Consider the following 22,749-nt stretch of genomic DNA (forward strand, 5'->3'; position numbering starts at 1 on the left):
CCCCGGGATCAGGACTTCGCGAAGAACGACGCGTCGGCGTCGCTCTCGGCGGAGGCGGAGTCGCCGGCGACGGTGATGTGCGACGGCGAGAGCAGGAAGACCTTGCTCGTCACGCGCTCGATGCGGCCGTAGAGACCCTGCGAGAGTCCGCTCGCGAAGTCGATGAGGCGGCGGGCGTCCGCATCGCTCATCTGCGAGAGGTTGATGATCACGGGGATGCCGTCGCGGAAGTTCTCCGCGATGACCTGCGCGTCGCGGTACTGCTTCGGGTGGACGGTGAGGATCTCGTTCATCTCGGCGGGTGCCGTCGCCTTCGGGGTCTGGGGGGTGGGCTTGCGGAGCGGGGTGACCGTCGCGCGGGGCTGCTGCACCGGCTCGACGGGAGGGACGGGCTGCACCGGGGAGACCGGTGCGCGGTGGGCCGTCGCCGGGGCCGCCTCGACGGGCTCTGCGCGCTCGTACTCGACCTCTTCGTCGGCGAGTCCGAGGTAGACCATCGTCTTCTTCAGCGGGTTGGCCATGGGGTGTCCTCCGTGTCGTGTGTGCTCCCACAGGTGGGTCACCACGAGGTTAGGTGCGGGCGGGGCGTTCTCCGGTGATTGCCGACCCGATTCGCAGGTGTGTCGCACCCTCCTCGATCGCCTCGGCGAAGTCGTTCGACATGCCCGCCGAGATCGCCGTGGCGGAGGGCTCGACGGCGCGCACCAGGTCGGAGATCGACCGGAGCCGGGCGAACGCCGGACGGGGCTCCTCGTCCAGCGGGGCGACCGCCATCACGCCGCGCAGCGTCAGGCCGGGCGCTCCGGCGAGGGCCTCGGCGAGGCGCTCGACGTCGGCGGGCGACGCTCCCCCGCGCTCGGGGTCCTCCGTGAGGTTGACCTGCAGGAACACGTCGAGCGGCTCCTCCCCCGCCTCCAGCAGTGGGACGAGCGCGAGCCTGTCGACGGAGTGGATCGCGTCGGCGTAGCGGCGCACCTGGCGCGCCTTCTTGCTCTGGAGCTGCCCGATGAAGTGCCAGCGCGCAGCCGTCCCGGCCATCTCGGCCGACTTCTCCTGCGCCTCCTGGTGCCGGTTCTCGCCGAAGTCGACGACGCCCAGCTCGAGGAGGTCGCGGAGCAGTGACACGGGGTGGAACTTGGTCACCACGATCGTCGTGACCGAGGACGTCTCGCGACCGGCCGAGCGGGTCGCGTCGGCGACCCGCTCGGAGACCTCGGCCCAGCGCTCGGCCAGCTCCGGATCCGGCACAACTACTTGAGGAAGTCGGGGATATCCAGGTCGCTGTCGTCGTCGTCGAACGACGGGTCGGCGACAGGGGCCGGGGCGGCGACGGGGGTGCTCGACCAGATCGAGCCGGCCGCGGGGGCGGCGGCGGGAGCCGGGACGGGCTCGGCGGCCGACTCGCTCGCCGAGCTCTGCTGCTGGCGCGGCTGGGCGATCGCGGCCTGAGCCGTCCCGCCCGGCTCTCCGCCGTCGAAGCCCGCGGCGATGACGGTGACGCGCACCTCGTCGCCGAGCGTGTCGTCGATCACGGCACCGAAGATGATGTTCGCCTCGGCGTGCACCGCCTCCTGGACGAGGCGCGCCGCGTCGTTGATCTCGAAGATGCCCAGGTTCGAGCCGCCCTGGATCGAGAGGAGCACGCCGTGCGCGCCGTCGATGCTGGCCTCGAGCAGCGGCGAGGCGACCGCCAGCTCGGCCGCCTTGATCGCGCGGTCGGCGCCGCGCGACGAGCCGATGCCCATCAGCGCCGAGCCCGCGCCCTGCATGACCGACTTCACATCGGCGAAGTCGAGGTTGATCAGGCCGGGGGTGGTGATCAGGTCGGTGATGCCCTGGACGCCGGCGAGGAGCACCTGGTCGGCGGTCGCGAAGGCCTCGAGCATCGAGATGCCGCGGTCGCTGATCTCGAGCAGGCGGTCGTTCGGGACGACGATGAGGGTGTCGACCTCGTTCTTCAGCGTCGCGACGCCGGCCTCGGCCTGCGTCTGGCGACGGCGTCCCTCGAATCCGAAGGGCTTGGTCACGACACCGATGGTGAGGGCGCCGATCGACTTGGCGATGCGCGCGACGACGGGCGCGCCACCGGTGCCGGTGCCGCCGCCCTCGCCCGCGGTGACGAAGACCATGTCCGCCCCCGCGAGGACCTCCTCGATCTCCTCGGCGTGGTCCTCGGCGGCGCGGCGGCCGACCTCGGGGTCGGCGCCGGCGCCGAGTCCGCGGGTCAGCTCGCGGCCCACGTCGAGCTTGACGTCGGCGTCGCTGAGCAGGAGCGCCTGGGCGTCCGTGTTGATCGCGATGAATTCGACACCGCGCAGGCCGAGCTCGATCATGCGGTTGACGGCGTTGACGCCGCCACCGCCGATGCCGACGACCTTGATCACGGCGAGGTAGTTCTGGTTTGAAGTCACGTCTCCGGCCTCCGGGCTGAACTCTAAACCTGTAGTTGAGGCTTAAAGTTATGCTGAGTATGCATTTGGGGTTCGGCTCCGACGGTAGGCGGAGTCGGGGCGCGCTCCCAGCAGACACGCCCGCAACGCTCGAAAGAACGCGCGGATCCGCCGCCGGTCACGGGCGGGGCGCCACGACGGCGGCCTGGGGCGAGGACACGTCGTAGGTGCCGACGACGGCAGGATCGGTCGCGGCCATCAGCTTCTCGAGCACGACGGCCTTGAGCGCCGACTCGTCCGACCCGCCCCAGACGACGGTCGTGCCGTTCTGCAGGGTGAGCGAGACGTCGTCGCCGGTCGTGGCCGTGGCGGCCGTCACTTGCGGAGCGAGCGACGCGGGCAGGGAGCGCAGCACCCGCGCGGTCGCGCGGAAGCCGGCTCCGGAGGCGTCGCCGGACGCCGTGGTGAGGACCGGGTAGCCGGGCTGCGCCGAGTCCGCCGTCTCGATGACGACTCCGGCCGCGTCCACCAGCTCGAAGCGGCCCCCCGTCGAGATCACGCCGAGGGGCGTGCGCTCGACGATCGACACCACGAGGGTGCTCGGCGGGCGGGTCTGCACCGAGTAGCTCTGGATGAGCGGGGACCCGCCCAGCACGCGGCCGACCTCGTCCCGGTCCACGAGGGTGAGCGGGACGCCGAGCTGGTCGTCGAGCTCGCTCTGCAGGGCGGCGGCGTCGACGCGCTGAGTGCCCGAGATCTCGATCGTGCGCACGGCCATGAGCGGCGAGAAGGCCGCGACGCCGACGAGCAGGGCGAGGGCGACGAGCGACCCGGCCACGACCAGTGCGATCTGGCGGCGTCGACGCGCGCGCTTCGTGAAGCGGCGGACCTCCCCCCGCTCGTAGCGCCTCCGCTCGCGGGCGGCCCGGGAGACGGCCCGGTTCTCGGCTCCGGGCAGGCGCAGGCCCGAGAGGGTGCGGCGGACGGCGCCCGCGCGCGACGGAGTGCGCTCGGCCGGCTCGGGCTGCACGCGGATCGCGGAGACGATCCGGATCGGCTCGGTGTCCGGCTCCGGCTCGCCGCTGCCCGTCGGGACGCTCCGGCCGGGTGCCGGAGGGCGTCCGCCGTCGGGCCGCTTCACGGCCGCTCCCCCGCTGCGGGCGCGAGGACCGCGGTCATCGTGCGACCGACGCGGCCTCGCTCGCACCGAGCGACTCGAGCACCTGCGGGATGATCCGGTACACGTCACCGCAGCCGAGAGTGATGACGAAGTCGCCCTCGCGCGCGATGCTGGCCGTGAGGCGGGCCGCCTCCGCCCAGTCCGGGACGAACGAGACGTGCGACGGGTCGGCGAACTTCTCGCTGACCAGCGCTCCGGTCACTCCGGGCTCCGGATCCTCGCGCGCCCCGTAGACGTCGAGGACGACCGTCTCGTCGGCGTAGCGCTCGAGCGTCTCGGCGAACTCGCGGGCGAAGAGGCGGGTGCGGCTGTAGAGGTGCGGCTGGTGCACGGCGATGATGCGGCCCTCGCCGACCACCGTGCGCGCAGCGGAGAGGGCGGCGGCCACCTCGGTGGGGTGGTGGGCGTAGTCGTCGTAGACGCTGACGCCGCGGACCGCTCCGTGCAGCTCGAAGCGGCGCTCCGTGCCTCCGAACGCCGACACGGCCTCGAGCGAGGCGGCCGGATCGAAGCCCAGGCCCACCAGCACCGCGAACGCGCCGGCCGCGTTGATCGCGTTGTGCCGGCCGGGGATGCGGAGGCGGGCCGAGTAGCGCCTGCCCTCGTACTCGACCGAGAAGCCGACGGGGCCGACGAGGTCGAGGTCGACGACGCGGACGTCCGCTCCCTCGGCCTCGCCGAAGGTCAGCACCCGGCCGCCGTCCAGCCGCTCGGTGACGCGCACCGCGCCGGGGTCGTCCGAGGAGATGACGACGAGCTCGCTCGCGGAGGAGGCGAAAGTGACGAAGGCCTCCTCGAACGCCTCCAGCGATCCGTAGTGGTCGAGGTGGTCCGGGTCGACGTTGGTGATGAGGGCGACCGAGGTGTCGTAGAGCAGGAAGCTGCCGTCGGACTCGTCGGCCTCGACGACGAAGACCTCGCCGGAGCCGGCGGCGGACGAGGTGCCGAGGCTCTCGATGATGCCGCCGTTGACGAAACTGGGGTCGGCGTCGACGCCGAGCAGGCCGGTGACGATCATGCCGGTCGACGTGGTCTTGCCGTGCGCTCCGGCCACCGCGACCAGGCGCTTGCCGCGCACCAGCCAGGCGAGGGCCTGCGAGCGGTGCAGCACGGGCAGACCGCGCTCCTTCGCCAGCAGGTACTCCGGGTTGTCGGGCCACAGGGCGGAAGTGACGACGACCGCCTCGGCGTCCCCGAGGTTCGCCGCGTCGTGCCCGATGGCGACCGGGACGCCGAGCTCCCGCAGCTGCTCGACGGGGTGGGACTCGCGGACGTCGGACCCGGTGACGCGGTGCCCGGCGTGGTGGAACAGCCGCGCGATCCCGCTCATCCCGGAGCCGCCGATGCCGATGAAGTGGACCGAGCCGAGCTCGTCGGGGACGGTGATGCCGAGGTCGGGCTTGATCACGGGGCTCTCGCTTTCGGGTGGGTCGCGGCGGGCGGGAGGGGCCTCCCGCGGTGCGCCGGATCAGTGTAGACGGTGGGCGGGAGTGCTCTCCCGAGCCGCGCGGAGCGGGCTCAGTGCGGAGCGGAGAGGCTCGACTCGATCAGGTCGACGAGCCGTCCGGAGCCGTCGCGGACGCCGACGCGGGCGGCCCGGCACGCCATCTCGTCGCGACGGGCGGTGTCGCCCAGGAGCGGTACGAGCTCCCGCTCGACCCACCCGGGCAGGAAGGCGGCGTCCTCGACGAGGACCGCTCCCCCGGCGTCGACGACGCCGCGCGCGTTGACGCGCTGCTCGCCGTTGCCCACCGGGTACGGGACGTAGACCGCGGGCAGGCCGAGGGCCGTCAGCTCACTGACGGTCGCCGCCCCCGCGCGGGAGACGGCCACGTCCGCGGCGGACAGCGCGAGGTCCATCCGGTCGCAGTAGGCGAGGAGGTGGTAGCCGGCCACGCCCGGGTCCGTGATCTCGGCGCGGTCGCCCGTGATGTGGAGGACCTGGAAGCCGGTGGCGACGAGATCCCGGGCGGCGGCGTGCACCGTCGCGTTGATCCGCCGAGCGCCGAGCGAGCCGCCGGTGACCAGGAGGGTCTGCCGGGACGGGTCGAGGCCCAGCGCCGCCATCGCCTCGTCGCGGCGCGCGGCCCGGTCGAGCTCGGCGATCTCGCGGCGCAGCGGCATGCCGACGACCCGCGCGTGCGGCAGGGGCGTGCCCTCGAAGGCCACGCCGACGGAGCGGGTCGCGCGCGCTCCGAGGCGGTTCGCGAGCCCGGGACGCGCGTTGGCCTCGTGGACGGTGAAGGGGACGCCGGCGCGGCGGGCCGCCAGGTAGGCGGGTGCAGCGGCGTAGCCGCCGAAGCCGACCACCGCGTCGATCCGCCGGTCCCGGATCGTCCGGACGATGCCCGCGATGGCCGCGCGGAGGGCTCCGGGGAACCGCAGCGCCGCCGCGTCCGGGCGCCGCGGGAACGGCAGCTTCGGGATCACCGAGAGCTCGTAGCCGCGGAGGGGGACGAGGCGGGCCTCGAGCCCCTCCGCGGTGCCGAGGACGAGCACGTCGTCGTCCGGGTTCCGCCTGCGGATCTCGTCGGCCGTCGCGAGCAGCGGATTGACGTGGCCGGCGGTGCCGCCGCCGGCGAGGAGGTAGCGGGTCACTCCGCCGCCGCCTTCCGGCGGCGCAGCACGCCCGCGCCGGGCAGGGGCGCGGTCTGGGTGCGGGCGAAGGAGAGGACGACGCCGATGGCGAGGAGGGAGCTGAGCAGGGCGGTGCCTCCGGAGGAGATCAGGGGCAGCGGGACCCCCAGCACCGGGAGCACCCCCAGGACCACGCCGATGTTGACGAACGCCTGGCCGATCAGCCAGACCATGATCGCGCCGGTGCTGATCCGCACGAACGGATCGGAGGACGCGTGGATGACGCGGAAGAAGGCGACCGCGAGGACCACGAACAGCGCCAGGACGACGATCGCTCCGATCAGCCCGAGCTCCTCGCCGATGATGGCGAAGATGTAGTCGTTGTCCGCGGCGGGCAGCCAGGACCACTTGGCCTTGGAGTTGCCGAGACCCACGCCGAAGATCCCGCCGGAGGCCATCGCCCAGGTGCCGTGCACCGGCTGCCAGCACGAGTTCTGGTACTCCTCGACGTTGGAGCAGTCGCCGAGGAAGGACATGATCCGGGTGAGGCGGTTGTCGCTGGAGACGGCGAACAGCACCGCTCCGATCGCGCCGACCACCACGATCGGCACGAGGACCTTCATCTGGACGTTCGCGTAGAAGAGGGCGGCGAGGACGATGCCCGCCATGATCACGACCGTGCCCAGGTCGCCGCCGATGAGGACCAGTCCGATCGCGGCGCCGCCGACGATCAGGACGGGAATGAGCGCGTCCTTCCAGTCCTTCGGCGACCGGTAGCGGCGGGCGAGCAGGAGCCCCAGCCAGAGGGCGAGGGCGAGCTTGATGATCTCGGAGGGCTGCATGCTGAAGGCGCCGAGGCGGATCCAGTTGCGGTTCCCGCCGACGGAGTCGCCGAGCGGCGTGAAGAGCACGAGGCACTGGAGGACGCAGCCGGCGATGAGCAGGATCGGCGTCACGCGCTTCCACACGCCGAGGGGCAGCCGCGAGACCACCAGCATCATCGGGATCCCGAGGAGGGCGAACCCGCCCTGGCGCAGGAAGCCGCCGAAGGAGTCGTCGCTCGACACGTAGGAGGTGACCGAGGAGGAGGAGAGCACCATCGTCAGCCCGAACAGCACCAGGAAGAGCGTGGTGCCGAAGAGGAGGTAGAAGTTCGGCGAGTGGGAGGCGAAGACCTTCGACAGGACGATCCGCGCGGAGCGGGCCCCGCTCCGGTCCTTCCCGCGCGGCTCAGTGCGCGAACGGCCCGCGGGGCGGCTCGTCGTCGGAGCGGTCATCGGCTCCCCCTCCCAGGTGTGTCGCCACGGCGGCCGCGAAGGAGCGGCCCCGAGCCGCGTAGTCGAGGAACTGGTCCATCGAGGCCGCGGCGGGTGCGAGCAGGACGACGTCCCCCGAGCGGGCGAGCGTCGCGGCGGCCTCGACGGCCGCCTGCATCACCGCACCAGTGTCGTCCGGCACCACCTCGCTCACGGGGAGGGCGGGCGCGTGTCGTCGGAATGCCCCGAGCAGCGCCGAGCGGTCGGCGCCGATCACCACGGCGCCCCGCAGGCGGCCGACGTGCGCGGCCACGAGGGCGTCCACGTCGACTCCCTTGAGCAGCCCGCCGACGACCCAGACGACCGACGGGTACGCGCGCAGCGAGGCGTCGGCGGCGTGCGGGTTCGTGGCCTTGGAGTCGTTCACCCAGGTCACCCCGTCGTGCTCGGCGACCACCTGGATGCGGTGGGCGTCGAGCTCGAACGCCGCCAGCGCGGTGCGGACGGCCGCGACCTCGATCCCGCACGCTCGGGAGAGCGCCGCCGCGGCGAGCACGTTCTGGACGATGTGCGGAGCGGCGAGGTGGCGCGCGGCGAGCTCGTCCACGGTGGTGATCTCGAGGGCGCTGGTGCGGCGGTCCTCGAGGAAGGCGCGGTCGCAGAGGATGCCGTCGACGATCCCGAAGTCGCTCGGGCCGGGGACGCCGAGGCCGAACCCGATCGCGCGGGCGCCCTCCACCACCTCGGCGTCGAGCACCATCTGCTCGGTCGCCGCGTCGGCGCGGTTGTACACGCAGGCGACGCGGGTGCCGGCGTAGACCTTGCCCTTGGCCGCACGGTAGGCGTCGAACGAGCCGTGCCAGTCGAGGTGGTCGTCGGCGATGTTGAGGCACGCGCTCGCGATCGGCTCGATCGCGCCCAGGTAGTGCAGCTGGTAGCTCGAGAGCTCCACGACCAGGACGTCGAAGCCCTGCGGGTCGCGGACCGCGTCGAGCACGGGAACGCCGATGTTGCCGCAGGGGGCGGCGCGGAGACCGCCTGCCACGAGCATCGTCGCCGTGAGCTGGACGGTCGTGGTCTTCCCGTTGGTGCCGGTGACGGCCACCCAGTCGGCCGGAGTGCCGTCGGCGCGCACGACCTTGTCGCGGACACGCCAGGCGAGCTCGACGTCGCCCCACACGGGGATACCGGACTCCGCCGCCCACACGAGGATCGGGTGCGTCGGCCGGAAGCCGGGCGACACCACGACCAGCTCCGGAGCGAACGCGCGCAGCTCCTCCGGAGCGGAGTCGAGGCGGTCGGCCCGGTGCAGGCGGGCGCCGATCACCTCGAGCAGGCGCTCGCGCTCCTCGTCGGCGCGGTCGGCGAGGACCAGCACCTCGGAGCCGAGCTCGGTCAGCGTGTCGGCCACCGAGAACCCGGTGACGCCCAGGCCCAGCACGGCGACGCGCAGGCCCCGCCAGTCCGAGTGCCAGCTGCGGAGGGAGTCGGGACGGGCGGGATCGGTCATGCCAGCGACAGCCATTCCAGGTAGAAGAGCCCGACGCCGGCGGCGACGAAGATGCCGGCGATGATCCAGAACCTGACCACGACGGTGATCTCGGCCCAGCCCTTGAGCTCGAAGTGGTGGTGGAGCGGGCTCATCAGGAAGATGCGCTTGCCCCGGGTCAGCTTGAAGTAGATCCGCTGGAGGATGACCGAGCCGGTCACGATGACGAACAGGCCGCCGATGAGGATGACGAGCAGCTCGGTGCGGGTGAGGATCGCCAGGGCCGCGAGCGCGCCGCCGAGGCCGAGCGAACCGGTGTCGCCCATGAAGATCTGCGCCGGCGAGGTGTTCCACCAGAGGAAGCCCACGAGGGCGCCGGAGACGGCGGCCGCGATGATCGCCAGGTCGAACGGGTCGCTCACCTGGTAGCACTTGTCGACGACCTCGGGGTTGAGGTGCTGGTCGAAGCACCACTGGTTCGACTGCCAGAACCCGATGATGACGTAGGAGCCGATCGCGAGGATCGAGGACCCGGTCGCGAGCCCGTCGAGCCCGTCCGCGACGTTCACGCCGTTCGACGTGCTGGTGACGATGACGCAGATCCACAGCACGAACAGGCCGATGCCGATCCAGCCGAGGGAGGCGAAGTCGAACGGCAGGTCGCGGATGAACGAGATCGAGGTCGAGGCGGGGGTGAGCCCGTTGGAGTCGCGGACCATGATCGCGATCACGGCGAAGGCCGCGGCGACGATGACCTGCCCGGCGATCTTCGCCCAGCCGCCGAGGCCGAGGCTGCGCTGGTTGCGGGTCTTCAGGAAGTCGTCGACGAAGCCGACGAGTCCGAGCCCGACCATCATGAAGAGCACCAGCAGGGCCGAGGGCGCGATCGCCCGGTTGCCGAACAGCATCCCGAGGAAGTAGCCGACCACGGTGCCGATGATGATGACGATGCCGCCCATCGTCGCCGTGCCGTGTTTGACGTGGTGCGACTTCGGTCCGTCCTCGCGGATGAACTGGCCCCACTGCAGGCGGTGGAAGAGGCGGATGAACAGGGGCGTCATCAGGAGCGTGAAGGCTCCGGAGAACGCGCCGGACAGGAGGAGTGCCCTCATCGGTGACGCTCCCCGAGACGGTCGGCGAGGAAGCGCAGCCCCGCGGAGTTGGACGACTTGACCAGCACGGTGTCGCCGGGTCGGACGTAGTCCTCGAGGAGGTCGAACGCCTCGTCGGAGGTCTCCGCGAAGACGGACTCGCCGCTCCAGGACCCCTCGCGCTCGGCCGCGACGTGGATCCGGCGGGCGCCTCGGCCCACCACCACGATCTGGGAGATGTTGAGACGGACCGCCAGCAGGCCCACGCGCTCGTGCTCCTCGTCGGCCCACTCTCCGAGCTCGCTCATCTCGCCCAGGACGGCGACGGTGCGCCCCCCGGGCTTCGCGATCTGGGCGAGGGTGCGCAGGGCGGCCGCGGTGGAGTCGGGGCTCGCGTTGTACGCGTCGTTGATGACGCGGACGTCCTCGCCGCCCAGGACCTCCATGCGGCCGCGCTCGGCGAGGGTGACGGTCGCGAGCGCCGCGACGATCGCGGGCAGCGCCACTCCGACCGAGAGCGCGGCGGCGGTCGCCGCGAGGGCGTTCATCACGTGGTGCTCGCCGAGGACGCGCAGCAGGAGCTCGGCGCGAGCGGCCTCGCGGCCCTCCCCCGCCGAGACCTCGATCGCGAAGCGGGTGCCGTCGGCGGTCGCGTCGATGTCGACGGCGCGGACGTCCGCGCTCTCGCCGCGGCCGAACCAGAGGACCCGGGCGGCGGTGCGGCCCGCCATCGTGGCGACCCGGCCGTCGTCGGCGTTCAGCACGGCGACGTCGTCGGCGGTGAGGTCGGCGACCATCTCGGTCTTGGCCTCGAGCGTGCGCTCGATCCCGCCGAACTCGCCGGCGTGCGCGAGGCCCACGGCGAGGACGACGCCGACGTCGGGCCTGGCCATCCGGACGAGGCGGCGTATCTCGCCGACCGCGCTCGCGCCCATCTCGGCGACGAGGAAGCGCGTCGACGCGGACACCTGGAGCATCGTGATCGGTGCGCCGACCTCGTTGTTGAAGGAGCCGCGCGGCGCGACCGTCTCGCCGACCCGCTCGAGGACGGTGCGGAGGAGGTTCTTGGTCGTCGTCTTGCCGTTCGAGCCGGTGACGCCGATGACGGTGAGCCCGCCCTTCGCGCGGACGCGGCGGACGACCTCGGTCGCCAGGGCGCCGAGCGCCTCGACGGAGTCGTCGACGAGGACCTGCGGCACGTCGAGGTCGAGCGGGCGCTCCACGATGAGGAGTGCGGCGCCGCGCTCGAGGGCGGCGGGCGCGAAGAGGTGGCCGTCGGTGTGCTCGCCGCGCTTGGCGACGAAGATCCCGCCGGGCGCGATCTCGCGGGAGTCGGTCTCGGTCGCGCCGTCTATCACGGTGGCGGCCGTGGCGGACGAGCCGGCCAGGTGGAGGCGCCCGGAGACGGCCTCGGCGATCTCGGTGAGGGTGAGGGCGATCATCTACAGCCAGCCCGCCTCGCGCAGCGCGTGACGGACGTCGTCTCTGGCCGAATACGGCATGTGCACTCCTGCGATCTCCTGGTGGTCCTCGTGGCCGGGCCCGGCGTAGAGGATCGAGTCCCCTTCGCGCGCGAGGGCGACGGCGGCGCGCACGGCGGCGCGCGGGTCGGCGATCTCGTGGATCTCCCGGTCGGGCACGGCGGCCCGGGCGCCCCGGAGGAGTGCGGCGCGGATGGCGGCCGGATCCTCCCAGCGCGGGTGGAAGTCGGTGACGACCACGACGTCGGCCAGACGGGCCGCGATGGCGCCCATCTCGCTCCGCTTGGTCGTGTCGCGGTCGCCGTCCGCCCCGAACACCATGAACAGGCGGCCGGGGGTGATGGTCCGCAGCGCCTCGAGCGCGTTCTGGAACGCGTCCGGGGTGTGGCCGTAGTCGACGTAGACGCGCGGTCCGCGCTCCCCCGAGACGAGCTCGGCGCGGCCCGGGATGTAGACGTCGAGACGGCTGTCCTCGAGCGCGTGCGCGACGGCGTCCAGGTCGAAGCCGGACTCGACCAGCATCACGATCGCCAGCGCGGCGTTGGACGCCATGTACCAGCCGATCAGCGAGACGGTGACGACGACGGAGCGGTTCTCGGGCCCCTCCAGGCGGAAGGTGGTGCTGTCGGGCGTCGCCTCCAGCACCGTCATCGACCAGTCGGCCGGCGTCGTCGGGGCGACTCCGACGACCGGCGAGCCCGCGAGCGTCGCGACGGGGATGCGGCTGCGCTCGGCGAGCTCGCGCCCCCAGGCGCTGTCGACCGTGACGACGCCGCGGCGTGCGCGCTCCGGCTCGAAGAGGTCCGCCTTGGCCTCGAAGTACTCGCGCAGATCGGAGTAGTCGTCGAGGTGGTCGTGGCTGAGGTTCGTGAAGCCGACGACGTCGAAGACGAGGCCGTCGATCCGGTGCCGCGTGAGCGCCTGCGCCGAGACCTCGATCGAGACCGCGCGGACGGCGGACTCGCGCATCCGCGCGAGAAGGCCGTGCAGCTCGCTCGCCTCGGGAGTGGTCAGCGAGCTCACCACCGCGACGTCGCCGATCCGGCGCTCGGCGGTGGAGCTGAGACCCGAGACGACTCCGAGCCGGCGCAGCAGCGCGTCGAGGATGTAGACGACGCTCGTCTTGCCGTTGGTCCCCGTCACGCCGAAGAGCGTCGGGACGTCCTCCCGGGTGCGGTGGATCCACGCGGCGACGTCGCCGAGGGCGGCCCGCGGGTCGGGGGTCACCAGCACGGGCAGGCCGCTGTCGGCGGCGAGCTCGGCTCCGGCGGGGTCGGTCAGCACGGCGACGGCACCGGACGCCGCGGCCGCGGACGCGAAGGCCGCGCCATGGGCACGACGTCCTGCGACACCGACGTAGAGGTCTCCGGACTCGACCTGGTTCGAGTCCAGCGTGACTCCGCTCACCTCGACGCCCTCGAGGCCGCGGACCGGGCCGAGGGAGAACTCGGCCACGAGCTGCGAGAGGCTCCGCGGCACGGGGTGCTCGGGGCGGAGGGAGGACTGCGGGCGAGGGTCGTGCACTGCCCGCTCTTTCTCTCGTTCTGGTGCGTGGATCGCGGTCCCGGCGGGGCTCACCACGTCGTGGGGTACTCGACGGGCGGGACCGTGGACGGCTCCACCCGGTTGGTCTTGAGCACCTGGGTCATGACCTGCTGGAAGACGGGAGCCGTCGCCTGGGACGTGTTCATCTTAACCGGATCGGCGATGGTGACCGTCACGACGTACTCCGGGTCCTCCGCCGGCGCGAGCCCGGCGAGCGAGACGGTGTAGCTCTTCGAGTAGCCGCCCTTGCCGTCGGGCTGCTGCGCGGTTCCGGTCTTGGTGGCGATGTTGTAGCCGTCGACGTGGATGTCGTTCGCCAGCCAGCCCTCGTTGTAGTGGGTCTGGAGCATGTCGACGACCTGCTTCGCGGCCGAGCTCGACACCACCTGGGTCCCCGTCGCGTCGGGCACGTCCACGACGGAGCCGTCGGCCGTGGTGCAGCCGTCGATCAGCTGCGACGGGAGCCGCACTCCGCCGTTGCCGAGCGTCTGGTAGATGCTCGCGACCTGCACCGCGGTCGCCGAGACGCCCTGGCCGAACATGGTCGTGTAGTTCGTCTGGTTGTCCCAGTCCTGGTAGTCGGCGAGCAGGCCGCCCTCCTCGCCGGGGAAGCCGCTCGTGGTGGGCGTGCCGAGCCCGAACTTCTGCAGGTAGTCGTAGCGGGTCTGGGCAGACAGGCGGGAGCCGAGCATCGAGATGCCGACGTTCGACGAGTCCTTGAGGATGCCGGTCAGCGTGTAGTTCGTCGGGGTGTGCGCGAAGTCGTCGCTGAACGAGGCGCCGTCCTTCTCGAACGAGTCCGGGACGACGACCTGGGTCGTCGGCCCCGCTTGGCCCTGGTCGATCAGCATCGCGGCCGTCATCGGCTTGAAGGTCGAGCCCGGCTCGAACGGCGCGCGGAAGGCGCGCGAGCTGCGGTCGGCGGAGGCGCTCGCCTCGACGTTGTTGGGGTCGACGGTCGGCGTCTCGGCCACGGCGAGCAGCTTGCCGGTCTTGACCTCCTGCACCACGACGATCCCGTAGCTGCCGCCGACCTCGGCGACGCGCTGCGAGAGGACCTGCTGGGAGTAGTACTGGAGGTCGGAGTCGATGGTGAGCTTCAGTGTCCCGCCGTCGACGGCCGGGGTCTCCGAGACGGTGCTGCCCGGGATCCGGACGTAGTCGGCGCTGCGCTCGTAGCTCTCGGACCCGTTCTGCCCCGCGAGGCAGGTGTTCTCCGCGTACTCCATGCCCTCCTGGGCCGCTCCGTCCGCGCCGACGTAGCCGACGAGGTTGCCGGCCACCGCGCCGTTGGGGTAGCTGCGGCCCTGCTGGGTCTCGAAGTAGGTCCACGGGATGTCGAGCGCGACGAGCTTCTGGTAGGCCTCGAGGTCCAGTCCCTCCGCGAGGATCAGGTAGTTGGCCTTCGCGTCCTTCGCGAGCGCGGCGTCCACCGCCCCGGTGATCTGCTCGACCGACTGCCCGGTGACCGCGCCGATCTCGGACGCGGCCTGCTGCACGCTGACCATGACCTTCTGGTCCTCGCCCAGCTCGCGCGGGAACTCGGCCACGTTCTTCGGCGAGGTCGTCAGCCGGTAGCGCGTGGTGGTGTCGGCGAGCACCGTCCCGGACCGGTCCACGATGGGGCCGCGCTGGCCGTAGGTGACGACGCTGTTCGACTGGTTCTGGGCGGCCGCATCGGTGAGCTCGTTCGCCCGCACGATCTGGATGTCCACCAGCTTGCCGATGAAGAGTCCGACGACGGCGACGATGATCACGAACGTGACGGCTGTGCGGCGTCTGCTCGAGCGGTGGTGTCTCACTGCGGCGGTGTCCTTCTTGCTCCGGGCGGGCGGGCCGCCGTTCGTCGGGTCCGGATGGTCGTCGTGCGCCCCGCGGGGCGGGTGCCCGCGGGGAGGCGGACCGCGACGCCGTGCGTCAGTGCGTGATGGGCGCCGGCAGCTCGCCCTGCAACGGTACGGCCGCGCCGTCGACAGCCGGGGACGACGCGCTCGCGCCGGGCTGGAGAGCCGGGACGAGCGCGTTGGGCACGAGCGGCGCGGAGGCGGTGCCCGCGACCTCGCTCGACGCGGCGGAGGAGGGGTCGCCCAGCACGGCGCCGTCCGACAGCCGGAGGTAGACCGGCGCGGTGTTGGCGACCATGCCCAAGCCCTGCGCGGCGGTGGCGAGGTTCTGCGGCGAGCTCAGCGTGTCGACGGCGTCCTGCTTCTCCGCGTTGCTGCGGGTGAGCGACTTCTGCTCGGTCTGCAGCGCCGAGATCTGGTAGGCCCCCTGCGAGAGGCCGACGCTCACGAGGAGCTGGACGACGATGATCGCGAAGAGGCCGGCGACCGCGACGATCCCGTAGACGAGCTTCGGGCGCGACTGCGCCTGGCCGGCCGGGACGGCCTCGATGCGGGGGCGGGGCGCCTCCTCCTCGGGGCGTGCCCGGCGGGCGGTGTCGATGACGGCGGGGTCGATGACGGCGGTGGCGCTCATGCGGTGCTCCTGATCCTCTCGGCCGCGCGCAGACGCACGGGTGTCGCTCGGGGGTTGCGAGCCTTCTCGTCGTCGGAGGCGAGCTCGGCTCCGCGGATGACGAGTCGGAACTCGGGTCGGTGCTCCGGCAGCTCCATCGGGAGGCCGGCCGGAGCGGTGGAGGAGGACGCGGCCTGGAGCGCGCGCTTGACGATCCGGTCCTCGAGCGACTGGTACGCCTCGACGACGATGCGCCCGCCCTCGTTGATCCGCCCCAGGGCGGCGGGGATCGCCCGCTCGAGGACGGAGAGCTCCTGGTTGACCTCGATCCGCAGCGCCTGGAAGACGCGCTTGGCGGGGTGGCCGTTCCGCTGGATCGCGACCGGGGTCGCCGCCTGGATGATCTCGACGAGACGACCGGACCGCTCCAGCGGCGCCTCGCGGCGGGCCTCCACGATCTTCTTGGCGTAGCGAGCGGCGAGACGCTCCTCGCCGTACTCGTGGAAGATGCGGCGCAGCGCTGTCTCGTCGTAGTCGGCGAGGATGCTCGCCGCCGTGAGCGGGGCGGTCGAGTCCATCCGCATGTCCAGCGGCGCGTCCTTGGAGTAGGAGAAGCCGCGCTCGGTCTCGTCGAGCTGGAGCGAGGAGACGCCGAGGTCGAAGAGCGCGCCGTCGATCGTGTCGATGCCCAGCTCGTCGAGCACGTCGGGCAGCTCGTCGTAGACGGCGTGCACGAGATCGATCCGGGAGGCGTGGGCGGAGAGCCGCTCTCCCGCGAGCTGCAGCGCCTCGGGGTCGCGGTCCAGGCCTACGAGGTGCAGACCAGGAAAGCGCTCGAGCAGCGCGAGCGAGTGCCCGCCCATCCCGAGCGTCGCGTCGACGACGACCGCCCCGTCGCGCTCCAGCGCCGGAGCGAGGAGCTCGACGCAGCGCTCGAGCAGCACCGGGAGGTGCCGCTCCTCGGTCGGGCGCGGAGCGTCCTTCGGAGTGTTCTCTGCCATGGCGGTCCCGCCGTTCCCGTTCCTGTCGTCCGATCCCCATCCACCTCGCGTCCGGACACCGGGGAAGGTGCGTCCGGGCGCCGAGTGGCTGGGAGTCGCGCGACAGGACCTAGAACAGGCCCGGGATCACCTCCTCCTGGGTGTCGGAGAACACGGACTCCTGCTCCTGCAGGTAGGTCTCCCAGGCGCCCTGCGCCCAGATCTCGGCGCGGTTGCCCGCTCCGATGACGGTGAGGTCGCGGTCGAGGCCGGCGTAGGCGCGCAGCGGGGCCGGGAGGGTCACGCGGTTCTGCTTGTCCGGCGTCTCGGCGCTCGCGCCCGAGAGGAACACCCGGAGGAAGTCCCGCGCCTGCTTGCTGGTCACCGGCGCCTGCCGGATCTTCTCGTGCATGACCTCGAACTCGGCCTGGCTGAACACGTACAGGCACCGCTCCTGGCCGCGCGTGACGACGACTCCGGAGGAGAGCTCGTCGCGGAACTTGGCGGGGAGGATCACGCGGCCCTTCTCGTCGAGCTTGGGGGAATAGGTGCCGAGGAACACGGACTGCCCCCCACTTCTTCCGGCCAAGGATGGTGTGTCCTCCACAGTACTCCACTTCCCCCCACTCACAACCCCGGCACGAAGCGGGGCGCGCCGCAGAGGCCCCCGTCATCCGCGTGTTCCCGCGGAATCGCGACAGTGGGGCGAAGTGGAGGAGGAATGCGGCGGAAGGGAGGCCGCGGGCACGAAAAAAGGGCCGATCCGTGAGGATCGACCCTGTGGTGGAGCGGAAGGGGGGCTAGCCGCGCCCGTCTCCGCGGTTGTCCCACCTGTCGTTCAGACGGTCCATGAAGCCGGACCCCTGACGGTTGCCCGAGCGGGGCTTCGACGGGCGGCCGACGTCGGGCAGGCCGGGCTCGGAGGAGCCGCCGGCGGCCGGCCGCATGGCCACGATCACGCCGCCGAGCATGAGGGCGAAGCCGAGGATGCCGACGAGGGGCTGGCGCACGACCACGCCCGCGACGAGCACGGCGAGACCGAGGATGCCGAGGAGGATGCCGAGCACGAGCGCCCGGTAGTTGGTGCCGCCGCGCCCCTTGCCGACCGCCGCCACGAAATCGGCGTCGTTCTGGTAGAGGTTCCGCTCCATCTCATCGAGGAGCCGTTGCTCGTGTTCCGAAAGCGGCATCGTGACCCCTTCAGGGTGTGGCGTCGATCCTTTCGGGGATCGGCACCGGAATAGGCGGCGTCTGGGCTCGACCGGTCGGGCGGCGCTTCAGTGTAGACCGAGCCCGACGCAGGCACCAGGCACCTTCGGTGCATAGGCTGGTCGGGTGAACCACAGCTCTCGACTGGTCGATCGCGTCCAGCTCCGAATCGATGAATTCCTCACCGGGCGCACGCCAATTCTGCGCTCCATAGGAGAGGACGTCTCCGCCCTCGGCGACCTTTCGCGGGACTTTCTCAGCGGGGGCAAGCGGTTCCGCGCGCGCTTCTGCGAGGCGGGCTGGAACGCGGTCTCGAGCACCTCGAGCGAGGCCCATCCGAGCGGCTCCGATCCGATCGCGAGGGTGGGGGCCGGCCTGGAGCTGTTCCACGCCGCCGCCCTCGTGCACGACGACGTGATCGACAACTCCGACACCCGCCGCGGCGCCCCCGCGGCGCACCGGCGCTTCTCCTCCTTCCACGCCGACGGCGGCTGGACCGGCGACCGCGACGAGTTCGGCCGCTCCTCCGCGATCCTCCTCGGCGACCTGCTCCTGGTCTGGTCGGACGAGATCTTCGCCGCGGCGGAGTGGTCCCTCGGTGACCGCGTCGCAGCCGAGCGCGCGCGCGCCGAGTTCAACCTGATGCGCACCGAGGTCACGCTGGGCCAGTACCTCGACATCCTCGAGGAGAGCGCGTGGGTGCAGCACCCCGAGCACGAGCACCTGCAGCGGGCGGAGCGGGTGGTGGTCTACAAGAGCGCGAAGTACAGCATCGAGGCGCCCCTGGTGATCGGCGGCTCCCTCGCCGGCGGCGACGACGCGCAGCTGGACGCTCTGCGCCGCTTCGGGCTCCCGGTCGGGATCGCCTTCCAGCTGCGCGACGACGTCCTCGGAGTCTTCGGCGATCCGGCAGTGACGGGCAAGCCGGCCGGCGACGATCTGCGGGAGGGCAAGCGCACCGTGCTGCTCGGCCTCGCCCGCGGCGCGTGCTCACCGGGCGAGCGGACCGAGCTCGACGCGGTCGTGGGCCGGAGCGACGTCGACGAGGCGTCCATCGCGCGGGCGCAGGGGATCATCGCGGGCAGCGGCGCTCTCGAGCGGCTCGAGGAGCGCATCGGCCGGGAGGTGGCCGCGGCGATGGCGGTCCTCCCCGACGCGCCGCTCCGGACGGAGGGCGTGGCGGAGCTGCGCGAGCTGGCCGCCCAGGTCACGGTCCGCACCTCCTAGGAGCGGACCCGCGGATCAGGCCAGCGCCTGGGCGACCCGCCGGACCTCGGCCTTCCGGCCGGCGCGGAGGGCGACGATCGGGCTCGTGCCCAGGCTCTCCTCGACCGTCAGCATCCAGTCGACCGCCTCGTCGTCGGTGAAGCCGGAGTCGGAGAGCAGGATCGCGGTGCCGCGGATCTCGCTCATCGGCTCCCCGCCGCGGAGGAAGAGAGCGGGCACCTTCAGCACGCCGTCGCGGCGGGTGCCGAGCAGGTGGCGCTCCTCGAGGAGGCGGCGGACCCGGCCGGCGCCGAGCCCGGTCAGCTCGACGAGGTCGGGGACGGTCAGCCACTCGAGCTCGGAATCGGTCGAGGTGGCGGGGGCAGCGGACGAGTCGGTCACGCGACAAGACTGCCACGAGCCCGGGGGGCCGCCAACTGCGGGTGCCCCGGAGAAGGTGCCGATCCCGTCCTGCGCCGCCCGGGCGTCGCTCACCGGTTCCCCCGGGGGTCTTGCCTAGACTCGTCGCGTGACCACCAGCCAGCTCGACCCTCTCCTCGGCCGTCTCGTCGACGGCCGGTACGAGGTGCGCTCGAGGATCGCCCGCGGCGGCATGGCGACGGTGTACCTCGCGCACGACCAGCGCCTCGAGCGCCGCGTGGCGATGAAGGTCATGCACGGCCACCTCTCCGACGACGCGACGTTCAAGAACCGCTTCGTCCAGGAGGCGCGCTCCGCCGCCCGTCTCGCCCACCCGAACGTGGTCAGCGTCTTCGATCAGGGCCAGGACTCGGACATGGCCTACCTGGTGATGGAGTACCTCCCCGGGATCACCCTGCGCGACCTGCTCAAGGAGCGCGGCCGGCTGACCGCCCAGCAGGTCGTGGACATCATGCACTCCGTGCTCTCGGGGCTCGCCGCCGCGCACCGCGCCGGGATCCTCCACCGCGACCTCAAGCCCGAGAACGTGCTCCTCGCCGACGACGGCCGGATCAAGATCGGCGACTTCGGCCTCGCGCGCGCCGCCTCCGCCAACACCGCCTCCGGCCAGGCCCTCCTCGGCACGATCGCCTACCTCTCCCCCGAGCTGGTCACGCGCGGCACCGCCGACACCCGCAGCGACATCTACGCCATCGGGATCATGATCTACGAGATGCTCACCGGCCAGCAGCCCTTCACGGGCGAGCAGCCGATGCAGATCGCCTACCAGCACGCGAACGACTCCGTCCCGTACCCCAGCGCGACGGTCGCCTCCGTGCCCACCTCGCTCGACGAGCTCGTCCTCTGGGCGACCGAGCGCGACCCGGACATGCGGCCCCGCGACGCCGGCGTCATGCTCGCCCAGCTCCTCGAGGCCGAGCGGCTCATGGGCATCACGCCGAGCGACCGCCGCGGCGACACGCAGGCGGTCACCCCGCTCCCGGCGCCCGTCGCCGATCCGGCGCCGGCGACGGCCGTCTTCGATCCGGCGGAGGCCGGGCAGACGTCGGTCTTCGACCCGGCGCCGGCGCCCGGAGCGGTGCTCGTGGTCGACGAGGACGACGACACGGTCGCCCGGCTCGCGAGCAGGCGCCGCGTCCGACGGCGCCGCGGCGTCCTGCTCACGGTGGTCGTGCTCCTCCTGGCGCTCATCGGCGGCGGGACGGCCTGGTGGTTCGGCGAGGGGCCCGGGGCGATCGTGTCGATCCCGGACGTCGTCAGCCAGTCGCAGCAGGACGCGACGGCCCAGCTGCAGGCGCAGGGCTTCGAGGTGCAGCCGCAGGAGACGCCCGACCTCACCGTGCCCGCGGGGACGGTGGTGAGCTCCGATCCGCCCGGCGGGCAGGGGGTCCACAAGGGCTCCGTCATCACCCTGACCGTCTCGAGCGGGCCGCGCCAGCTGCCGGTCCCCTCGCTCGCCGGCCTCTCGGAGGCGGACGCGGCAGCCGCGGTGACGGGCGGGTCCTTCACCGTCGGCGACGTCTCGAAGATCTTCGACGCCGACGTCGACGCGGGTGTGGTCGTCTCCGCCTCGCTGCCGGACGGATCGGCGCTGCCCGAGACGATGTCGGAGACCAGCACCATCGCGATGGTCGTGAGCCTCGGACCGATCCCGAACGTCGTCGGCCTCTCGATCGACGACGCGACGGCGAAGGCGGAGGCTGCCGGTCTCGCCCTCGACCGCAGCGGCGAGGACTGGAGCGACACCGTGGCCGCGGGCGTCGTCCTCACGCAGGCGAACCCGGAGGCACCCGCCGTGACCGGCGACACCGTCTCGGTCGTCGTGTCGAAGGGGCCCGAGCCGGTCGCGGTGCCGGACGTCGTGGGGATGAACCGCGACGAGGCGAAGGCGGCCCTCGAGGCGGCGGACCTGTCGTGGAGCTACTCCCTGACGACGCTCGGCCCGCTGATCGACGCGGCGCCGAACGAGCTGACCAAGGTCACGAACCAGTCCAATAAGGCCGGCGATCTCGTCCAGCGCGGCACGACGATCCAGTTGTCGATCACCATCACCACCTGACGCCGCCGGTCGAGCTCCCCGGCGGGGACTCGACCGGCGGTCGTGCTCAGATCGCGCGGCCCCGGAGCTCCTCCGCCACCAGGAACGCGAGCTCGAGCGACTGCATGTGGTTGAGGCGCGGGTCGCAGACCGACTCGTACCGGGTGGCGAGCGTCGCCTCGTCGATGTGCTCCGAGCCGCCGAGGCACTCGGTGACGTCGTCGCCCGTGAGCTCGACGTGGATGCCGCCGGGGTGCGTCCCCGCGGTGCGGTGCGCCTCGAAGAAGCCCTTGACCTCGTCGACCACGTCGTCGAAGCGACGGGTCTTGTAGCCGGTCGGCGTCGTCAGCCCGTTGCCGTGCATCGGGTCGGTCACCCACAGCGGCAGGGCGTCGCTGCGCTTGACGGCCTCGAGCAGCGGCGGGAGCGCGTCGCGGATCCTCCCGGCACCCATGCGGGTGATGAAGGTGAGGCGACCCGGCTCCCGCTCGGGGTCGAGCTTGTCGATCAGCTCGAGCATCGTCTCGGGCGTGGTCGACGGGCCGAGCTTCACGCCGATCGGGTTGCGCACGCGCGACAGGAAGTCGACGTGCGCACCGTCGAGCTCACGGGTGCGCTCGCCGATCCAGATGAAGTGGCTGGAGGTGTTGTACGGCGTGCCGGTCCGTGAGTCGATGCGCGTCATGGGGCGCTCGTAGTCCATCAGCAGGCCCTCGTGGCCGGTGTAGAACTCGGTGCGCTTCATGCCCTCGAAGTCGGCCCCGCACGCCACCATGAACTTGACCGCGCGGTCGATCTCGCGGGCCAGCTGCTCGTAGCGCTGGTTCTGCGGGTTCTCGGTGAAGCCCTTGTTCCAGTAGTGGACGAGGCGCAGGTCGGCGAATCCGCCCTGCGTGAAGGCGCGGATCAGGTTCAGCGTCGAGGCGGCGGTGTGGTAGCCCTGCACGATGCGGCGGGGGTCCGCGGCGCGCGACTCCGGAGTGAAGTCGTAGCCGTTGACGATGTCGCCGCGGTACGCGGGCAGGGTCACGTCGCCGCGGGTCTCGAGGTCGCTCGAGCGGGGCTTCGCGAACTGCCCGGCCATCCGGCCCATCTTGATGACGGGCATGCTCGCGCCGTAGGTCAGGACGACGGCCATCTGCAGCACGGTCTTCACGCGGTTGCGGATCTGCTCGGCGGTCGCTCCGGCGAAGGTCTCGGCGCAGTCGCCGCCCTGCAGGAGGAACGCCTCGCCGCGGGCCGCGGCTCCGAGACGCTCGCGCAGCTGGTCCACCTCGCCGGCGAAGACCAGCGGAGGCAGCGCGGCCACCTCGGCGGACGCCGCTCGCACGGCCTCCGCGTCGGGCCACTGCGGCTGCTGCTTGATCTCGAGCTCGCGCCAATAGTCCAGGCCGGCGACCACGGAGGGG

Annotated in this window: 20 protein-coding genes; 2 read left to right on the top strand and 18 right to left on the bottom strand. The window is 72.1% G+C overall.

The window, feature by feature from the left end; all coding sequences use genetic code 11:
- Positions 1-8 precede the first annotated feature (8 nt).
- The 16 genes from C5D08_RS07155 to C5D08_RS07230 form a co-directional block, all read right to left on the bottom strand.
- Positions 9-521 (bottom strand): cell division protein SepF, encoded by a 513-nt coding sequence (locus C5D08_RS07155; RefSeq protein ID WP_104222599.1) that lies wholly within the window; start codon positions 519-521, stop codon positions 9-11.
- A 49-nt stretch (positions 522-570) separates the two neighbouring features.
- Positions 571-1,248: a YggS family pyridoxal phosphate-dependent enzyme gene (locus C5D08_RS07160; RefSeq protein WP_104276441.1), complete on the bottom strand. Its 678-nt coding sequence runs from the start codon at positions 1,246-1,248 to the stop codon at positions 571-573.
- Positions 1,249-1,250: 2 nt separating this feature from the next.
- Positions 1,251-2,411: a cell division protein FtsZ gene (gene ftsZ, locus C5D08_RS07165; RefSeq protein WP_104222597.1), complete on the bottom strand. Its 1,161-nt coding sequence runs from the start codon at positions 2,409-2,411 to the stop codon at positions 1,251-1,253.
- Between the two features lie 157 nt (positions 2,412-2,568).
- Positions 2,569-3,531, bottom strand: coding sequence for a cell division protein FtsQ/DivIB (locus C5D08_RS07170; protein ID WP_104276442.1), 963 nt, complete (start codon positions 3,529-3,531; stop codon positions 2,569-2,571).
- A 34-nt stretch (positions 3,532-3,565) separates the two neighbouring features.
- A complete protein-coding gene (gene murC, locus C5D08_RS07175; RefSeq protein ID WP_104276443.1) occupies positions 3,566-4,978 on the bottom strand; it encodes a UDP-N-acetylmuramate--L-alanine ligase in 1,413 nt (470 codons plus the stop codon).
- Positions 4,979-5,088: 110 nt separating this feature from the next.
- The gene (locus C5D08_RS07180; protein WP_104276444.1) at positions 5,089-6,168 is read right to left on the bottom strand and encodes a glycosyltransferase; all 1,080 of its coding nucleotides are present in this window, start codon (positions 6,166-6,168) and stop codon (positions 5,089-5,091) included.
- Entirely contained in the window at positions 6,165-7,424 is a 1,260-nt protein-coding gene (gene ftsW / locus C5D08_RS07185; protein ID WP_104222593.1) for a putative lipid II flippase FtsW, read from the bottom strand. Before ftsW ends, C5D08_RS07180 begins: the two co-directional genes overlap by 4 nt.
- Positions 7,378-8,913 (bottom strand): UDP-N-acetylmuramoyl-L-alanine--D-glutamate ligase, encoded by a 1,536-nt coding sequence (gene murD, locus C5D08_RS07190; RefSeq protein ID WP_104276445.1) that lies wholly within the window; start codon positions 8,911-8,913, stop codon positions 7,378-7,380. The genes ftsW and murD overlap by 47 nt, the downstream gene beginning before the upstream one ends.
- Positions 8,910-10,004 (bottom strand): phospho-N-acetylmuramoyl-pentapeptide-transferase, encoded by a 1,095-nt coding sequence (mraY, locus tag C5D08_RS07195; RefSeq protein ID WP_104276446.1) that lies wholly within the window; start codon positions 10,002-10,004, stop codon positions 8,910-8,912. The genes murD and mraY overlap by 4 nt, the downstream gene beginning before the upstream one ends.
- A complete protein-coding gene (murF, locus tag C5D08_RS07200) occupies positions 10,001-11,425 on the bottom strand; it encodes a UDP-N-acetylmuramoyl-tripeptide--D-alanyl-D-alanine ligase (RefSeq protein ID WP_104276447.1) in 1,425 nt (474 codons plus the stop codon). The genes mraY and murF overlap by 4 nt, the downstream gene beginning before the upstream one ends.
- A complete protein-coding gene (locus C5D08_RS07205) occupies positions 11,426-12,988 on the bottom strand; it encodes a Mur ligase family protein (RefSeq protein WP_104276448.1) in 1,563 nt (520 codons plus the stop codon).
- 50 nt (positions 12,989-13,038) lie between these two features.
- Complete coding sequence (locus C5D08_RS07210) at positions 13,039-14,811, bottom strand: penicillin-binding protein 2 (protein WP_258067345.1); 1,773 nt, start codon at positions 14,809-14,811, stop codon at positions 13,039-13,041.
- Positions 14,812-14,926: 115 nt separating this feature from the next.
- On the bottom strand, positions 14,927-15,487 hold the full coding sequence (locus tag C5D08_RS07215) for a hypothetical protein (protein WP_104222588.1): 561 nt from the start codon (positions 15,485-15,487) through the stop codon (positions 14,927-14,929).
- A complete protein-coding gene (gene rsmH / locus C5D08_RS07220) occupies positions 15,484-16,467 on the bottom strand; it encodes a 16S rRNA (cytosine(1402)-N(4))-methyltransferase RsmH (protein ID WP_104255491.1) in 984 nt (327 codons plus the stop codon). The genes C5D08_RS07215 and rsmH overlap by 4 nt, the downstream gene beginning before the upstream one ends.
- 109 nt (positions 16,468-16,576) lie before the next feature.
- Complete coding sequence (gene mraZ, locus C5D08_RS07225; RefSeq protein WP_104222586.1) at positions 16,577-17,008, bottom strand: division/cell wall cluster transcriptional repressor MraZ; 432 nt, start codon at positions 17,006-17,008, stop codon at positions 16,577-16,579.
- Between the two features lie 238 nt (positions 17,009-17,246).
- Complete coding sequence (locus C5D08_RS07230; protein ID WP_104276449.1) at positions 17,247-17,636, bottom strand: DUF3040 domain-containing protein; 390 nt, start codon at positions 17,634-17,636, stop codon at positions 17,247-17,249.
- Positions 17,637-17,781: 145 nt separating this feature from the next.
- Here C5D08_RS07230 and C5D08_RS07235 point away from each other — a divergent pair, with 145 nt between their 5' ends.
- On the top strand, positions 17,782-18,882 hold the full coding sequence (locus tag C5D08_RS07235; protein WP_104276450.1) for a polyprenyl synthetase family protein: 1,101 nt from the start codon (positions 17,782-17,784) through the stop codon (positions 18,880-18,882).
- 15 nt (positions 18,883-18,897) lie between these two features.
- Here the strand turns inward: C5D08_RS07235 and C5D08_RS07240 are convergent, their stop codons facing one another.
- Positions 18,898-19,263, bottom strand: a complete 366-nt coding sequence (locus C5D08_RS07240; RefSeq protein WP_104276451.1) for an Rv2175c family DNA-binding protein — start codon at positions 19,261-19,263, stop codon at positions 18,898-18,900.
- Positions 19,264-19,390: 127 nt separating this feature from the next.
- On the opposite strand from C5D08_RS07240, the gene pknB reads away from it, so the two are divergent.
- Complete coding sequence (gene pknB, locus C5D08_RS07245; protein ID WP_104276452.1) at positions 19,391-21,361, top strand: Stk1 family PASTA domain-containing Ser/Thr kinase; 1,971 nt, start codon at positions 19,391-19,393, stop codon at positions 21,359-21,361.
- Positions 21,362-21,407: 46 nt separating this feature from the next.
- Here the strand turns inward: pknB and C5D08_RS07250 are convergent, their stop codons facing one another.
- Positions 21,408-22,742 (bottom strand): class II 3-deoxy-7-phosphoheptulonate synthase, encoded by a 1,335-nt coding sequence (locus C5D08_RS07250; protein ID WP_104276497.1) that lies wholly within the window; start codon positions 22,740-22,742, stop codon positions 21,408-21,410.
- Between the last annotated feature and the right edge of the window lie 7 nt (positions 22,743-22,749).

Origin of the sequence: Rathayibacter sp. AY1B6 (assembly GCF_002932755.1) — a bacterium.
In the GTDB taxonomy this organism is placed as follows: domain Bacteria; phylum Actinomycetota; class Actinomycetes; order Actinomycetales; family Microbacteriaceae; genus Rathayibacter.

Coding starts and splice junctions, on each gene's coding strand:
- C5D08_RS07155 (WP_104222599.1), bottom strand. CDS start 521: ATGGCCAACCCGCTGAAGAAGACGATGGTCTACCTCGGACTCGCCGAC.
- ftsW (WP_104222593.1), bottom strand. CDS start 7,424: ATGACCGCTCCGACGACGAGCCGCCCCGCGGGCCGTTCGCGCACTGAG.
- murD (WP_104276445.1), bottom strand. CDS start 8,913: ATGACCGATCCCGCCCGTCCCGACTCCCTCCGCAGCTGGCACTCGGAC.
- mraY (WP_104276446.1), bottom strand. CDS start 10,004: ATGAGGGCACTCCTCCTGTCCGGCGCGTTCTCCGGAGCCTTCACGCTC.
- murF (WP_104276447.1), bottom strand. CDS start 11,425: ATGATCGCCCTCACCCTCACCGAGATCGCCGAGGCCGTCTCCGGGCGC.
- C5D08_RS07215 (WP_104222588.1), bottom strand. CDS start 15,487: ATGAGCGCCACCGCCGTCATCGACCCCGCCGTCATCGACACCGCCCGC.
- rsmH (WP_104255491.1), bottom strand. CDS start 16,467: ATGGCAGAGAACACTCCGAAGGACGCTCCGCGCCCGACCGAGGAGCGG.
- C5D08_RS07230 (WP_104276449.1), bottom strand. CDS start 17,636: ATGCCGCTTTCGGAACACGAGCAACGGCTCCTCGATGAGATGGAGCGG.